This is a genomic window from Anaerophilus nitritigenes, assembly GCF_004138215.1.
GTDB lineage: Bacteria > Bacillota > Clostridia > Peptostreptococcales > Thermotaleaceae > Anaerophilus > Anaerophilus nitritogenes.
On the sequence record NZ_RYYS01000018.1, the window covers coordinates 1 to 17,093 of the forward strand.

Annotated in this window: 14 protein-coding genes; all 14 read right to left on the reverse strand. The window is 28.7% G+C overall.

Going from position 1 to position 17,093, the window contains the following annotated elements:
- Nucleotides 1-104: 104 nt before the first annotated feature.
- The gene (locus EK368_RS02070) at nucleotides 105-551 is read right to left on the reverse strand and encodes a PaaI family thioesterase (RefSeq protein ID WP_129596077.1); all 447 of its coding nucleotides are present in this window, start codon (nucleotides 549-551) and stop codon (nucleotides 105-107) included.
- Between the two features lie 114 nt (nucleotides 552-665).
- Nucleotides 666-1,427 (reverse strand): M23 family metallopeptidase, encoded by a 762-nt coding sequence (locus tag EK368_RS02075; protein ID WP_129596078.1) that lies wholly within the window; start codon nucleotides 1,425-1,427, stop codon nucleotides 666-668.
- A gap of 64 nt (nucleotides 1,428-1,491) precedes the next feature.
- Nucleotides 1,492-2,481, reverse strand: coding sequence for a stage II sporulation protein D (spoIID, locus tag EK368_RS02080; RefSeq protein ID WP_129596079.1), 990 nt, complete (start codon nucleotides 2,479-2,481; stop codon nucleotides 1,492-1,494).
- A gap of 109 nt (nucleotides 2,482-2,590) precedes the next feature.
- A complete protein-coding gene (gene murA, locus EK368_RS02085) occupies nucleotides 2,591-3,847 on the reverse strand; it encodes a UDP-N-acetylglucosamine 1-carboxyvinyltransferase (RefSeq protein WP_129596080.1) in 1,257 nt (418 codons plus the stop codon).
- A 50-nt stretch (nucleotides 3,848-3,897) separates the two neighbouring features.
- Nucleotides 3,898-4,635: a YwmB family TATA-box binding protein gene (locus EK368_RS02090; RefSeq protein WP_129596081.1), complete on the reverse strand. Its 738-nt coding sequence runs from the start codon at nucleotides 4,633-4,635 to the stop codon at nucleotides 3,898-3,900.
- Between the two features lie 144 nt (nucleotides 4,636-4,779).
- A complete protein-coding gene (locus EK368_RS02095) occupies nucleotides 4,780-5,331 on the reverse strand; it encodes a DUF1694 domain-containing protein (protein WP_129596082.1) in 552 nt (183 codons plus the stop codon).
- A gap of 200 nt (nucleotides 5,332-5,531) precedes the next feature.
- Nucleotides 5,532-7,526 carry a methyl-accepting chemotaxis protein gene (locus EK368_RS02100; RefSeq protein WP_165000293.1) on the reverse strand — a complete coding sequence of 665 codons (1,995 nt, stop codon included), beginning with the start codon at nucleotides 7,524-7,526 and terminating at the stop codon, nucleotides 5,532-5,534.
- A gap of 174 nt (nucleotides 7,527-7,700) precedes the next feature.
- Nucleotides 7,701-7,949, reverse strand: a complete 249-nt coding sequence (locus EK368_RS02105; RefSeq protein ID WP_129596084.1) for a putative Se/S carrier protein — start codon at nucleotides 7,947-7,949, stop codon at nucleotides 7,701-7,703.
- 9 nt (nucleotides 7,950-7,958) lie between these two features.
- Complete coding sequence (locus EK368_RS02110; RefSeq protein WP_129596085.1) at nucleotides 7,959-9,257, reverse strand: double-cubane-cluster-containing anaerobic reductase; 1,299 nt, start codon at nucleotides 9,255-9,257, stop codon at nucleotides 7,959-7,961.
- A gap of 178 nt (nucleotides 9,258-9,435) precedes the next feature.
- Nucleotides 9,436-10,755 (reverse strand): methyl-accepting chemotaxis protein, encoded by a 1,320-nt coding sequence (locus EK368_RS02115; protein WP_129596086.1) that lies wholly within the window; start codon nucleotides 10,753-10,755, stop codon nucleotides 9,436-9,438.
- Nucleotides 10,756-10,959: 204 nt separating this feature from the next.
- Nucleotides 10,960-12,051, reverse strand: coding sequence for an amidase domain-containing protein (locus tag EK368_RS02120; RefSeq protein ID WP_129596087.1), 1,092 nt, complete (start codon nucleotides 12,049-12,051; stop codon nucleotides 10,960-10,962).
- 95 nt (nucleotides 12,052-12,146) lie between these two features.
- A complete protein-coding gene (gene pglX / locus EK368_RS02125) occupies nucleotides 12,147-15,227 on the reverse strand; it encodes a BREX-1 system adenine-specific DNA-methyltransferase PglX (protein ID WP_129596088.1) in 3,081 nt (1,026 codons plus the stop codon).
- A gap of 119 nt (nucleotides 15,228-15,346) precedes the next feature.
- Nucleotides 15,347-15,595 (reverse strand): hypothetical protein, encoded by a 249-nt coding sequence (locus tag EK368_RS02130; RefSeq protein ID WP_129596089.1) that lies wholly within the window; start codon nucleotides 15,593-15,595, stop codon nucleotides 15,347-15,349.
- Between the two features lie 641 nt (nucleotides 15,596-16,236).
- Nucleotides 16,237-16,935: an N-acetylmuramoyl-L-alanine amidase CwlD gene (gene cwlD, locus EK368_RS02135; RefSeq protein WP_243109336.1), complete on the reverse strand. Its 699-nt coding sequence runs from the start codon at nucleotides 16,933-16,935 to the stop codon at nucleotides 16,237-16,239.
- Nucleotides 16,936-17,093: the final 158 nt, after the last annotated feature.

The window sequence follows — 17,093 nt, forward strand, 5'->3', positions numbered from 1 at the left end:
ACGTTTTTTAAGCAACGGAAATCTTGAATGAAATGAAAAGATTTCGTTGGCGCCATGAGTTTACGAATTTTATAACTTTGTCTATAAACTTTCAATTTAAATCTTTATTTATTCTTTAAAAACTTTTCTTTCTCCAAAATCATAATCTTACTAGAAGCTGTTGCAATAAGCTTGTTTTCTTTATTATAGCCTTCTCCTAATACATGAACAATTCTTCTTCCTTTGTGTTGGACTTTTGCAATTACTGTTAATTCATCTTTTTCAAAAATAGGTCTATGATACTGAACACTTAAATCTAAGGATGTAAATTCTACTTTACCAGTAGCTAAGTGTACCAATACACCTAGGGTATTATCAAAAGCCGCAGCCATAAATCCCCCCTGCATAGTATTTCTAGGATTTAAATATTCCTGTAAAATTGGATATGCACATGTTAAGCTTTCATCTTCTATATACTCAATAAACTTAGGTTTCATAACTTGTACACAATTTGCAGAAAAATCTCCTAATATACCATTTTCAACAATATGTTTTAACTCTTCATATTTCATTTTTTATATCTTCTCCTTTATACTCTATTGTCTATTCATAACTATACTTTCTTTGAACACTTTCTTCAACCTTTTATTTATCAAAAAAAGAATAAAACAGGGAAACTCCCTGTTTTATTCTTTTTTGATTGGAAGAAATGGAGATGGATCTATATTTTTTCCATCTATCAATACTTCAAAATGAAGATGTGGCTCTTCAGAAATTTCAAATAATGCACTTTTTCCAATGCCACTAATAACTTGTCCTTTCCTTACTAAATCTCCTATTTTAACCATTTCTGTAGTACTTAAATTAGCATATCTTGTAATAATATCATGATCATGAGCTATAGTAATCATAGTGCCTAATTTAGGATCATCTATAATTTCTACAATCTTACCTGTCAACGCAGCTACAACAGGTGTATTCAAAGGTGCTATTAAATCTATGCCATAATGAGTCGTATATTCTTCTAATGTTTTTGAATATACTAGCTTTTCTTCTGCATAGTCCATGCCCATCTTACCTTTTACTGGAAGATTCATATTCGCTATTTTTTCTTCCTTTGATTCTTGTTTAGGTTCTTCTTTTACTTCTTGTTTTACAATGCTTTGTTTTTTAGGCTTTGACTCTACAATTTGAGTCTGCTCTTTCTCATTTGAGACTTCTTGTTGTTCATTCATACTTTCTATTATACTAGATGATTCCTTTTCATCTATCTGCCAAAAATCATCCATCTCTTCTGTCAATGATGGTTCCTTTACATCTTCTTCTTGGACTTTATCTATATGTTCTTTGCTAACCCACGCAGATACAGTACCTACAATACATATACATAGAAATAGAATAATATAAAAGCCTTCTTTACTCCATACTTTTTTTGTAAATTTTTTCATATTTCCACCTCCATCTAGTATTCTTGCCACCTAGATGGATTTCATACATTCGAAATCTATATTTTTATTTCATTTTTTCAATTTCTACTCCTACATAATAATGCTTTAAGATTTCTTCAAAGGAATGTCCCTCTTTGGCCATCCCATTAGCTCCCCACTGACTCATACCTACTCCATGACCATAACCTACAGTAGTAAATTTCACTTGATCTCCTTGTATATCAATTTTAAAATTTGCTGAACGAAGACCAAATAATTCTCTAATTTCTCTACCCTTTAGTGTTTTATTCCCTACCTTTATTTTTAAAATCCTACCACCTTCACTTCTTTCTACTATTGCTATATCTGTTGAAATCTTAGCAGGATCAATGGTACAATCATTGTATTTTTGCTTTATTTTATTAATAAAATCAGAAATAGATATTGTTTCGTCATCTGTAAAATGAGGTGCATCCTTTTCATAAGGACTTTCTACACTTCTAAGATAAGGCACCCATGCAGTAAAAACATCTTCTGAATTTTCAGTTTTTCCTCCGCTTGTAGAATGAAACAAAGGCTGATCAATAGGATTATCCTCATATGTCATAATCATTGAACTTGTTTTTTCTACTGCTTCTTCTATCCTTGGCCAATAATTGTTCATCCATTGTTCTGATTTAATCTCTGTCAGTTTTTCTTTTGAAAGCCATACCTGGCAATGAACCGTATCACAAAGCTCAGCCTTTGGATGAACTTGATTTCCATTTTTTTTATATGCATTGATTCTTGATACAGCATAGCTTCTTGCTGCCACTGCTTGAGCTTTTAGAGCCTCCATTTCAAATGTTGCTGGCATTTCTCCTGATATAACTCCTTTTACATACTCCTCCAAATCTAGAGTTTGTACTTTTTTTTGGTTTTGTAGATAAACATGAACTTTTTGATCATTTTTTAAAATTTTTTGTTTTGTTTTTTGTACAGGAGATTTTTGAATATCACAGCTTTGTATCAATATCATAGGAATAATAATAATGATTCCTATAATGCTCCCCATCCAAATGAATAAATTTTTCATAAGTTCTCCCCCTTTTGGATCTTTTGTATAGTATATCTACTACATTTTATGAAGATCAAAAGAGGGATAGAACAAAAATCGCATGTTTCTATTAAACATGCGATTTTTACTATTCTTCTCTTCTTATTTTTGCTCCTAAAGCTCTTAGTTTATTTTCGATTTCCACATATCCCCGATCAATATGGTAGATCTCTCCTATTTCTGTTGTTCCGTCTGCCACCATTCCTGCAAGAATTAGTGCTGCACCTGCTCTTAAGTCTGTAGCCTTTACCTGTGTTCCTTGAAGTGTATCTACTCCTTGTACTACAGCACTTCTTCCCTCTATTTTAATATTTGCACCCATTCTTTTTAGTTCTGCTACATGCATAAATCTATTTTCAAAAACTGTCTCTATAACTACACTTGTTCCCTTTGCAACACTTAAAAGAGTCATAAATTGAGCTTGCATATCTGTAGGAAATCCTGGATACGGTAATGTCTTTATGTCTGTAGGGATAACAGATCTTTTTCCTATTACTCGAATACTATCTGCATTTTCCTCTATTTCTATTCCACATTCTCTTAATTTTGCAATCATAGGTTTCACGTGATCACTTAGACAATTTTCTATCGTCACATCTCCACCACTTAGAGCTGCTGCTACCATAAAAGTTCCTGCTTCGATTCGATCAGGAATCACTGTATGTCTAGTTCCTCCTAATTCTTTTACTCCTTCTATCTTTATGGTATCTGTTCCTGCTCCTTTTATTTTTGCACCTAAACCATTTAAAAAATTAGATAAGTCCACAATCTCAGGTTCTTCTGCTGCATTTTCTATTACAGTGATTCCCTTTGCCATTGTTGCAGCCATCATAATATTTTCTGTTGCACCAACACTTGGAAAATCCAAATAAATTTTATCTCCTATAAGTTCTTTTGCTTTTGCCTCTACATATCCGTGTCCTACATCAATTTGTGCTCCTAATGCTTGAAGGCCTTTAAGATGTAAGTCAATTGGTCTAGTCCCTATCGCGCATCCTCCAGGGAGAGAAATCTTTGCTTTTCCTTGTCTTGCAAGAAGTGGCCCCATTACTAAAAAAGATGCTCTCATTTTACGAATTAGTTCATAAGGTGCTTCATATTGATTTAGCTGTGCTGCATTAATTTCTATTAATCCATTTTGTACATTTCTATTAACTTTTGCTCCTACAGATCCTAAAACTTCACCAATTACCTCGACATCTCTAAGAGCTGGTATATCTTCTAATACACAAGTATCTTGTGCCAATAGCGTTCCTGCTAAGATGGGTAATACAGAATTTTTTGCTCCACTTACTCTTACTTTTCCATGTAATGCTGGGCTTTTTTCTACAACAATCTTTGCCACATCATGATCCTCCTTTAGCTTCGTATTCTTATGCTTGTGGCTTTAATAAATCAATAACCTATAGCAATGAGTGGTGTTCCTATCCAGATATATGTTTTTTGGTCATAAGAATTATATCTTATTGCCAAATGCATATTTACTTTATTTCCTCCATAGCTTATATGATCTTTTATTTTGCTACTATATCCAGTTGTGCTGATCATATCTTTATTATCAAATTTTTCTATTTCTTTGATCTTTAAATTTTTCATTATATCTGTTATAATTTGTTCTTTTGTTTCACCTTCTAATTTTCCCACATAGCTTCCTGTAATGCAAGAGGTAAATGTGGTAGTTCCGAAATAATTCAATATTTTTTTTATATTTTCTGTTTCCTGATGAATATCTATTATTTTATCATAGATTACGTCTACTACTATATTCGTTTCCTTTATATGTTCATTTTTTATAGATTGAATAATCAAAGATATATCTTCTTTGTTTTCTGTTTTTCCTTGAATATAAATTTGAGTATTTTCTTGCTCTGATGTATCTAGGATTTGTGGATTTGTCATCAGTAATTGTTTTGAAAGATGTAAAGCTATTTTTTTACCTTCTTTTGGGTCTGTATATTTTTTTATATTTGTATGACCATTAAGATTAATCTCTTCTAAATTTCCTCCCGAAATTTCAAAAGCTTTTAAAATTCCCTCTTCCTTTGTAAAAGCATCTGTACGATTCATAGTAAATATAAAACATAGGATCAATATAAATGAATAAAGACAAATCTTTTTTATAATTTTTTTCAAAATCTCATCTCCCTTAAAAAATAGAAAGGGAAGAGAATTTATTATCAAATATGTTAAAGGGGGACGAAAACATATTTTACAACTTCTCTCTTCCCTTGTTATTAAAAGTATTGACTTAGAAAGATAAGAATATACATTTAAAAATTATTTTTCAAATCCTTTTTTTGTTCGCTCACAAACTTCACATTTTATTCCCACAAATTGATCTAAAAAATTAATTTCTTTAAATTCATCTACAAAAAAAGGAGCTTCTTTTTGTAAAAATTCAATATGTTTTTTACATATTTTTTTATTTTTGATATTTAAGAATTCTTGTGGTAAAGAAGGTATTTTCTCAAGAATTATATTGTTTTCCTCTACTGCATCGTCACTTGCAAGTACCAGTGCAATATCTCCTTTTTTATCTCCCATATCTATTGTTTTATAATCTTTTTGAAATTCTTTAGATATATCCATAAATTTTTCTGCAATCTCTGATCTTATATTATTTTCAATAATAATTTTTTTTACTCTTTCATCTTTACATTTTTCTTTTACTACTTTTATAGCTTCTTCCTTATAAATTTGATCATATGTTAAAGCAAATACTACTCTTTCTCTAAATTCTCCAAGCCAAATTCTTTTTTCATCTGCTTTTATTTGAGGTGTACCAGTCACTCCATATTGTACGTATTTTTCTAAATCATTATGTGTCATGTAAAGTCCTCCATATTGTAAGTAATTTTCATTATACTATTTTATACCAAATTATAAGTATTTCATTCTTTATATTCTTTATACATACAAAAAAGACTTTCAATTGAAAGTCTCAAACTGTTGACAAAGTATATTATATCAAAGTCATAAAAATTAGGAACAATTATTAAGAATTTGTACAAAAATTATCTGTAAAATATTTATTTATTCACTTTAGAAACTATTTCTTGTAATTTATTTGATACCTCTTTGTTTTTCTTAAGTATATCATGAATATTATTTATAGCCTCTAATATATTCATGTTTTGTTGTGCAATATTATTTGTAGCTTCTGTAGATTGTTCTACTGTAGTAGATATATCTTTAATAGATGTAGAGATTTCATTAATTGTTGCAGCTAACTCTTCTGATGTAGCTGATAAATCTGATATAATATTGTTTAATGAAAAACCATCTTCTTTGTATTGATTGACTGCATTCACCATCATTTCGTAATCTGATATTACATCCTTTTCTAAAAATTGTATCAAATAATTGGTATTTTTTATCAACTGAGCTACAGATTTGTTTATATCCTGAGTCACATATTGTATTTCTCCTACTGTTTCGCTAGATCTATCAGATAGTTTTCTAATTTCATCTGCTACTACTGCAAATCCTCTTCCAGATTCTCCTGCTCTTGCTGCTTCAATAGCTGCATTTAAAGATAAAAGACTTGTTTGTTCTGTAATTTCTAATATTGCATTAGATAAAACATTTATTTTTTCTACTTTTTCTGCTGATTGAATAGCCTCCTCTATTTCTTTTTTTGTATTTACATAGATATTCATAGTATTATCTTTTGCTTCAATAAATTGATTACTCAAATTTTCTGCCCTTTCATTGATTTCATGCGAAGTTATTGCTCCTTCTTCCATTTTCTTGGCAAAATCCGAAATAGCATAGTCTATTTCATTTGTAGATTCATTAATGGATATAGTAGAAGCTGCAGTTTCTTCCATCCCTGCTGATAATTGCTGTGCAGTTGCAGAGGTATCTTGTGCTTGAGCTACTAAAAAATCTAGTTTCTCTATGGTTTGTTCATATACTTGATGATTTGTATCAATAGAGTCTTCCATATCTTTTACAAATATTTTTAGTTTCTCTATAATGTTTTGAAAAGAGTAATACATTTGACCAATCTCGTCTTTTCTTTGAATATGCTTTTGTTCTATTTTATCACCTAAATTTAGATTCCCTATATTTTCTGATATTTGAACTGTATGTAAAATAGGCTTTGTAATAGATTTTGATATAATTAAAGATACTATTACTGATATTATTAAAACAATAACCATTGTAAATAAAGTATAGTAAATAGATTTATTAAGAATTCCTATTGTATGTTCTGCAGATACTCCTACCCCTACTGTCCATTTAGATTCTATGATATCTCCAAAGAAGAAAAATCTATGTATTCCATCATAATCTTTTACTTTTCTATCTTTAAGGCTTATCTTATTATCTTTCATAATAGTTTTTATATTTTGATCTAATATGTCATCAACCTTAGTATATTGATCTTCTTTTGGTTTAAATCCATCATTCTTATGAGTTATAATATTGCCTTGATGATCTATTAAAAAAGCATACGAACCTTCTCCTACCTTTATATCATCTATATACTCTACTAAATCATCAATAAAAAGATCTGTCGCTATAACTCCTTTTTTTCCATCTAGTGTTTTAAATTTTTTAGCAATTGTTATAACCATTTCTTTTGTTTTTGAATCTTCATAAGGCTCTGATATATAAAAATCATCTGTTTTCATCGCTCCTATATACCATCCTCTTTGTGTAGGATCATAAGTAGGCTTAAATCCTGTAGCCTCTAGATAATATTGATCTTCAAAAGACATAAAGTAAAGATTTCCAGGATTTCTTTCACTAGCTTGCTTTAAATAATTACATGCATAATCATATTCAAATTGATTTCCTATTATCATACTTTCTATTACTTCGTATAGTGAATCTTTTTGTAAAGCCATCCATTTATCTATATCTTTTGCGATTCCAGTAGTTTCAAGCTGTACTTTTTTATCTAATTCTTTGCCTAGATTCTTGATGGATATATTATAATTTAGTGTAGAAATAAATAAAATACTAAAAGTACACATCAGTACAGCAAACAAAATCATCTTGTTTTTTAGTTTCATAGTACCATCCTCTCTAAAATGCTTAGTCATTTTTTCTATATTTCATTATCTTGTTTCTATATTTTATAATACTCTATAAGTAGTCTAAATCCTTCTTTTCAACTAAAAACAAGTTCAAAACAAAACACCTTATAAGTTAATAAACTTATAAGATGTTTTGTTTTTTTATATTCTCTATTTAAACCAATTTCTCTTTTTCCTTTCTATGGTATAGATCCCTTCTGTTTTAATATCTGAATACTTCATTAGGATATTTTGTACCCTCTCTTGATCTTTTGGATCTAACATAATAGATATTCCACAGCATTTACTCAAATCTCTAGGAGTAGGAACAATAGTATATGTTACTTTTTCTATTTTTAATATTTTTTCTAATGCCAACCCATCTGTATGAGAAGGAAATAATACATAAGTATTTAGCATTTTATCACCTTATTTAGTAACTGCAGCTTCCCTATTATTTTCTAGCATTTCAAGAAAAGCTTCTAGCCTTGTTATAATTTGTCCTGAATCTTGAAGACTATAATCTGTTTCAATCATCATCATAGGAATTCCTTCTTGATCTAGTACATCTTTGATCTTCTTATATTCTAAAGCATACGTATTGCAAAACGAAAGATTGTAATAAATCACTCCATCTGCATTATATTCTTTATAAAGTCTTATCAAATCATCAATTCTTCCTTCATTTGGAGTAAAACAGGCACAATTGATATTTAAATATCTATCTGCTAAATTCTTGATTTGATCATCTAAAGACACTGCTTCTTCCTTAACTAAATTTTCAAAATATCTTGTCCCTGTACAGGTTTCCTCACAGACAATAGCAGCACCACTAGTTTCTATCAAATGATGAAGTTTCCAGTTTGGAACAGCCATAGGAGTTCCCGCTACTAATATTCTTGGTGCACCTTCTTTAAATACTCCTTCTCCTCTTTGAATACGCAATTCTAACTCATCACATAATTCATTTGTTTTTTCTATAAATCTATCTGGATCATCATAAAAAGCAATTTGAGTAATCAATAAAGCATCTTTTCCACTAATAGGAATATTTTTATTTTTTCTTGTATTATATAATCTTTGAAGAGCTTTTCTTTTATCATTAATAAGCTTAATTGCATCTTTTAATTTTTCAGTAGTAATTTCATTTCCTGTTAGTTTTTCTACCTTTTCTTTAAATATTTTAATTTCATCTATCCAATGAATCTTATCTTTTTCTCTTTTCATTTGAGGAAGATCCATTACATGTATAGGAGCATAATCTTTTAATATCTCCCAAGCTTTTTTCTTTCCATCACATGTAGTCTCTCCTACAAGCATGTCTACTGATTGAAAATAAGGACAGGTTTCACTTGTTTTTGCTCCTACAGAAGCTTTAATCAGTGGACACATATTTCTTGGTAAAACCTTTTCCCCATCTGGTATCCAAAAATCTGATCCTCCACATAACCCTACTCCAATGGCATCTGCTGCAAAAGTTACTTCATCAGGTACAAATACACAAAAACTTCCTAATACCTTTTTCCCATTTTTTCTATGCTCAGAAAGCTCAGCAATACGTAGTCCATGAATTTCTGAAACCACCATATTATAATAATTCATTCCTTCAGGACGATTTTCTTGAGATAAATAAATATCTCCATAAAATTCTGGAAGTACTGCACAAAGTTGATCATGCTTTTCTAAATCCATTCCTAATGATCCCCATAATTCTCTATAATCTGCCATTTATTATCCCCCTTTTTGTATGGTTACTTAAATTATAATACAAGACCCTACTCAGCTTATATACTTATAGAAAAATTCTATAATAAATCCTTCACTTGTAAAAAATACCAATAGTTCATTTTATACAATCATTTTTAAAATAAGTAATATAAGTAAAAGACTGTGGATTTCCACAGTCTTAATTTTTAACTATTTGTTTTGAAAGTTCCCTTAATTTTTCTGCAGATTGACTAGAACTTTGTGCATAGCTTAAAAGTTGCTCCATGCTACTTAATGTCTCCTCTGCTGATGCAGATACCTCTTCTGTTCCAGCAGATATTTGTTGAGAAGACTGTGAAATTTTTTCCATACTCACAACCATCTTTTCTTTTTGTATAACCATCTCTTCATTAAAATTTTTGATCTTTTTCATATCTGTAAAAAGTAACTGTACCTTTTGTGTGACTTGATGAATAATATTTTCTGTTTCTTGTACTGCATTGATTTGTTCTTTAAAAACTTCATGATTATTTTGAATAGATTCTACTGCATGAGCAGACTTAGATTCAATAGCTTTAATTAAATCTTTAATTTCTTCTGCTGCATGAGCAGATTCTTCTGCTAATTTTCTAATTTCTTCTGCTACTACTGCAAAGCCTCTTCCTGCCTCTCCTGCTCTGGCACTTTCTATAGAAGCATTTAAAGCCAAAAGATTAGTTTGTTCTGCAATAGCTACAATAGTTTCTATAACCATTCCAATAGAATTAATACTTTGTGCCATATCCATAATTACTGCATTGACTTTTTTTTCTGACTGAGCTGTATCGTCAGATCTTTGTCCTAGTCTTTGAATAGAACAAACTCCCTTTTCATTTAATGTAGTAGTTTCTATAAATTCTTTATTCAAATTATCAATAAGATTAGAAATCTCATTCATTTTTTGTGATAATTCATTAGCCTGCCATGCCCCATTTTCTGATTCTTGTGCTTGTCCTTCTGTCTCTTTTGCAATTTCATTCATAGAATTAGATACTTGATGAATTGTATCTGTTGTTTGTTGAGAAATCATCTTTAATTGCTCTGAGGCATCACTAAGTTTTTCTACCATTGCATTAACAGTCATTCCTGTATGATGTAGGTTTTGTGCCATTTGATTTAAATTTTGTCCTAATATACTAATCCCATCTTCTCCATGTATTTCAATCTTTGTAGATAGATTGCCTGCTGCCCACTCTTTACTTGCATTGATCAAAGTATACAATCTATTTAGTACCAACCGATCATATACTGCAATAGTAACCCATGACATAATAATAATTCCTAATAAAGTAGATACAAATATTCCTACTTTTCCCCCTAAAAAATCTGCATATATTCCCATTTGCTCAAGAACATCTTTTGATTTGACAATCCCCATATTAACCATATTTCCTACTGTGGAACTAAATAATTGAGTGATAATAATTACTCCAAGCAATTTAAATTTAATACTATGATACCATTTTAATTTTTCAATCACCCTTACTCCTCCTTCGTTCTTTATACTACCAGTATACACAAAAATTTACATAAAAAAAAGGTGTTACTCATCTTTTAAAGTACCTCCATTCCTTGATTAGATAATTTTTGTATAATATCCTTTGATTTCAAAATAAAAATTCTCATGATGCTCATCAAATTTTTTATAGTAAAAAAATTAAATTCCCAATATTTATTAGGAATTTTAAAAATGAACATGTACAAGATGAAATTTTATTTTTTTATCACTCCAACCTAGATCCCAAGGGACTCTATATCTATCTGTATTATGAGAATTTACAAGAGCATACCCTTTAGAATCTGCACCCGTTACAACAGATATATGTGTTATTTTCCCTTTTTTTTCATAGGCAACAAAATCTCCTGGTAATAATTTATACGCACCCTTGTATACTTGATCATAAGTTCCATAAGCTACTGTAGAAGCTCTCCCACTATAGATCATATAATTTTTAAAAGCATGTGCATTGATCCAAGCTTTACTTCCTTCCTTTGTATAATTCCATGTACTATTTTTTCTAAATTCTCCTCCCTCATGTAAAATCTGAGAAGCAAAATTTGCACAATCTCCTCCTAAATGATTATAATTAATATATTTTTTATTATAGATATAATCCTCTTTTGCTGCTGCTCCACAATACTCATCTGCATACTTTAATGCATTTTTTCTCCTCTGTATCATATTTGAAAAATCTCTTTCCTTTTGGTCTACAATATATTTTTTAAATTCTTCTGTTTTAATTTCATCAAGCTCCATAGAATCTGCAAAAGGATCTGTATACCATTCCCTTATAATAATCCATTCATTTCCTCTTTTTTGAACATCTACTGAATGATAAGTTCCTATACGAAAGGCATTTTTTATAGTTTGATCATTCTCATAACAATATTCATATGTAGTTGATGCAATCAAATTTATTGTTGTTTTTTCTCCTTTATCATTTATTTTACCTACTACTGTATTAGAGTCAATGTTTGTAAATACAACTCCCTGTTTTTTTGCCCACTTATGAAGATATTTCATTTTTTTAATTTCATGTTCATATGCCCATATTCCATATCTTAATTGTGTATCATATAACTTTTGAATAGTATTTTCATCTTTATCTAATATAGCTTGATTTCTTTTATGAAATATATTTTGTATTGTTTGACCTAATTCATCCTGTACAAATACCTGTCGTATGGATGTATGAAAATATAAACACCCTATTACTATTACTAGACCTAACACTAAAGCAATATATTTTTTCTTTATTGTTACAAATAAAATCAACCTACCCCCTCCTTACAATATATCTTTTTCATAGGCATCCTATCTATACTTTATTAGATTATATGTAAAAGATTTGGAAAGTAGGATGATAATTTCTATTTTTTTAAGATGGTTTCAAATTTTTTATAACTTTTTTGTATTCCTTCATCTAAATCTATAGATCTTCCTTCTAATTTTTCAAGTTTTTTATCATATCTTCTTAACTCCTCTAATTCATTATGAATCTTTAGATTATTAGATACTTCTTTGTATATTTTTTCCTTTTGATTTATGATTTTTTTAATGTAATCATTTCTTATCATAAAAATAGTATCTTGATTAAATTTATGAACATATAAAAGTCCCTCAAAAGCTTTATATCTTCCTGATGAAAGCATCCAATAAATAGGTCTTTTATAGAAAAATTTCATATGATCTTTAAAAAACTTATCCTCAAAATATTTTTTTATTTTGTCATGCTGCAATCCATTAAAAAGAAAAGAAATATTTTCATCTATCTTCTCTTTTCCAAATAAAACATCTATAAACTTTATAAAAAAAGGTACAATAGAATGAGAAAATCCATTTGTAATAGGAATCACGCCATCTTTACATGGATAAAACTTAAACATTTCATTTTTTTTCAAATCATATCTTCCCATCATACAACCTACTCCATAAGATATAAATTTTTTTATCTCTTGAGTTTGATTGATCTTTCTTAAGGTAATATCTTCGTCCTTTACATATGGATCTAATATTTTTTCACATCTATATAGTTTAATAAATATTTCGTTTAATTTTTCTTCTTTTTCTTTTAATACCTTTAGATTTTTTTTACACATCTCTTCCCAGTATAGATATGTATCTTTTATCGTTTCTTTTTTATGAATCACAAAGGGATGTACCTTAAAATCCCAAGACACCTCATATTGATCCCAATCCTTTTTAGAAATATCAATACACTCCTTCGAAATTTTTTCTATCTCTTTTTTTATTTCTTCATTAGGAAAAATAATTGGAATTAGCCCCATATTTCCAGGCTGTAGATTAATAGTAGGATTCATAATATTTAAAAAGTATGCTGCTACCTTAGAACACAAAAAACCCATTAAAAAGTATAAATTTTTTTGAGAAAATAAAGAAGAAGCAGATGTATCAAATAAAAATCCTTCTTCTCTCCATCGAGCTGAAAATCTTGAAGAATTTACAAATGACCATGAAATTCCTTTTTTAAAATAATAAGAAGTATTTGCAATTCCTATATTAGAAGACCTTGAAGCATTAAGCTTTTTATTGTACTCTCTAATTTTTTCTCCATCCTTTTCCCAATTTACTATATAGATATGATTTCCATACCATTTTCTAAATTCTCCTCCCTTATGGTAAGGAAACCACTTATATCCACTAATTTTTGCTCTTTCTCTACTTTCATAGCCAAACCCTATTTTGTTCTTATCTACTTCAAACCAGTACCTTACAAATATTTTATTGTTACTTGTTTGAAGACCTACTCTGGGCTGTGCAATTTTTTTTAAAGATACACCCAATTTAAAATCATTGATGATAGAATCATTAACCCAAAAGGCAAGAGGTACTCCTGGAATTTTTTTAAAATCCATACCTTTTCTTTTATACCTATAATAAATATTTTCATCTTTTATAGCCTCTATTACTTTTTTAGGTTGCACTTTTGCTCCCTTAAATTCACAAAGTCTTATAAAGTCTATCACTTGATCTTGTTTTAAATTTTTCATAACAAAAGTACAAATAGGAACAGTGGCATCCTCAAAGCTTGAATACTCTAATTGTATAAGACTTTTTAATGATTTTTCTAAGAGTATGTATTTTCTCATTTCTTCATATCTTTTGATAAACATCCATACAAAACTTGTCATACAACCTATATAGCCCTCTCTCTTTGCAAAATTCATAGCTCTTTTTATAAAGACTGCAAATAAGTCTTCTTTATAATCTTTATAATACTCATCTACATATGTTTTAAGATCTATATTCATTCTTTTATTTGCTAAATAAGGTGGATTCATAATTACCACATCATAAGTATTGGAAAGAATTTTCCCTAAAATGAGCAACCTCCTCATTTTTTCTGGCATCCATTTAACATATTCCCCTAAAGCTTTTATTTTTAAATCTTTCACTTTTAAAATAGAACCATATTTTTTTGCATCATAAAAAATATCTAAAAGATTTTTCAACTCTTTTTTCATAAGATGAATCTTTTCTTTTGGAATATATTTTAAAAAACTTTCTTCTTGTCCTACTAAATCATTGCTTTCCTCTATAGAATATACAGATAGATCTATAGCTTCATAAAAAATATTTTTGTTTTTTTCCCAAGCTTTTGTAAAGAGAATAAATCTTGCTATCTCTACTACTTTTTCATCCACATCTAGCCCGTATAAATTATAATTCAAAATATATTTTGGAATATCTTCTGATGAGTACCCTTCATGTAGATAGATAAGATATAAGACATCAAAAGCATATGATAATAGATTTCCTACTCCACAAGCAGGATCTATGATTTTTATATTTTTAGGGTCTATTTTTCTTTTGTCATTAGATTCTTTTTGTGGGATATAAAAAGATAAATATTTCTTAATCTTTTCATCTCCTACATCCTCAATCCATAGCTTTCCAAGTGTATTATCTACCATATACTTACTGATCCACTCAGGCGTAAAAATCTGGGTGGCTACAATCATTTCCTCTTGCTTCATCCTAGCTTTGTGGATACCCGTCGTATTTTTTTGTTTTTCTAAAAAATAGTATTGATAGATCCACCCTATATTCTCTACTTTCTCCATATCTTCTAATTTTAAAAAATCATTTAGTATATTTTTTATATTTTTAAATGAACTTGGAAATAAAATTCTCTCCTCTTCTTTAATAGGATTAAAAACAAAAGGAACAGCTTTGCATAAATCATCCCAAATTGTAAAAAATTCTTGATAATTTGTATAGTTTTTTATAGCTATCATATTTTTTATTCTTGTATACTCTAAAATAATAAAACAATAAAAATATCTATAACTTATTTTTTCAACTATTTCTTTAAGACCTTTCATCCACAATTTTTCTGGGATATGGATCTCAAAAGCTTTTTTTATAATCTCCTTTTTTAATTCTTTTTTGAAAATCTTTATAAAATTTTTCATTTTTTTATGATGCATGTCTATCCCCCTAAACCCCTTTTCCCTTATATATTAACTTCTATGGTAATTTTATACATCCTCTTTTATTTTCTATTACTTAATCCTCGATAAAAAATGAGAGACAAATTAATTGTCCCTCATTTTTTCTTATATTTACTATATGGATATAATTTATCCATCACTTCATTTAGTGGCATCTTACTTTCCCAATTTGTTAAAATATCATCTTTATCTTCTTTTTCTAATAGCTCTATATCTTTATTTTCATTCTCTTTTGCAATATTATTATTCCTAATTGTATTACAATTTGTAGTTTTTAATAGATCATAGATTCTTTTTAACATATCATTCATTTCCTCTAATAACAAGATTACTTTGTTATCCACAAAATCTTCTCCCTCTCTATTATCTTATATAAAAAGATATTCTTTGTATTGTACTTATTCTGATTGATAGTATAATAAAATATCCTTGCACTGTATATAAAAGTATAGAAAAATGCCATATTACAAATTTACAAACTGGAGATCAAGTAGAAATTATTCAATATCAAGAAAATCGGTTTTATGCTCCTCTGTTATGTTTTCACATTATTTGATTTACAAATATCAATATTCCTATACAAAAAATACACATAAGTACCCATAATACCCATTTCTTCAATAGATCCCCTCCTTATATATTCATTATATTCAACAAGCTCAATTATGTTGACTTTTATATAAGAATGGAATTCTGTATGTATTTTAAAAATATTATCCACATGTTCTTTAAAAATGTGGATAATATTTGTGAATAAATTATTGCGTCTACAAATACTGGTTTTTCATATATATTATTTTTTTATCCTCTTTGTCCACACCTTTAGTTTAAAATATATTATTTGTTCTGGATAATTCTGTGGATAACACAAAGTGTGTCTAACCTTTGATATTCCTTGATTTGAAATATTTTATTTTTTTTATCCACATTTTATCCACAACATATTTATTTTGCTTTATATATTATATTTTTTGTAATTATTGTTTTACATTTTCTCTTCTTGAAAATACTTCATCATTCCAGTATAAATACTCCATGCAACTTTTTCCTGATATTTAGCATCTTGTAAAAGCTTCTCTTCTTGTGGATTAGATAAAAAACCACACTCTATTAACACCATAGGAATACTAGATTCTTTTAAAAGGTATACATCACTTTTTTCCTTTGGCTTTCTATGATTGCCATCGTCTAATACTTTAATTAATTCTTCTTGTATGTATTCTGATACTTTTTTGCTTTCCTCTGAATTTTTGGGATAAAAGGTTTGTGCTCCATAATATTTAGAATCTGTAAAACTATTCATATGTATACTTATAAATAAATCTGCATTACTTTCATCTCTTATTTTTTTTCTATTTCTTAAATCTTCATTTTTCTTTTTTCTAATACTTCCCTCTTCCGTATAAAGACCTATATCTTTATTTCGAGTTAAAAGTACCACTGCTCCATCTTGTTCTAGTAACTTTCTTACCTTCAATGCAATAGAAAGGTTTATATGACTTTCACATACCCCTGATTTAGATACAGTTCCTCCATCAATACCTCCATGACCTGCATCAATAATGATGACTTTATTAAGCATAATTCGATTAGAAACTTCTAAGATTCGTGTAGAAAAACTAAATATATATATCACAAAACATAGTACAAAAAGACGAAAAATCCACTTCTTCTTCATGACCACAATCAATTTTTATACCCCCTTTATACCTTTTTCATATTCTATTTTATTCACAGTCATGGCCATATATGAAAATTTCGTCTAAGCTTATTCATACTATAAAAAAAAGGTTCTATAATAAATGTTGGGGTGAATAACTCCAACATTTAATTTTTTGCAAA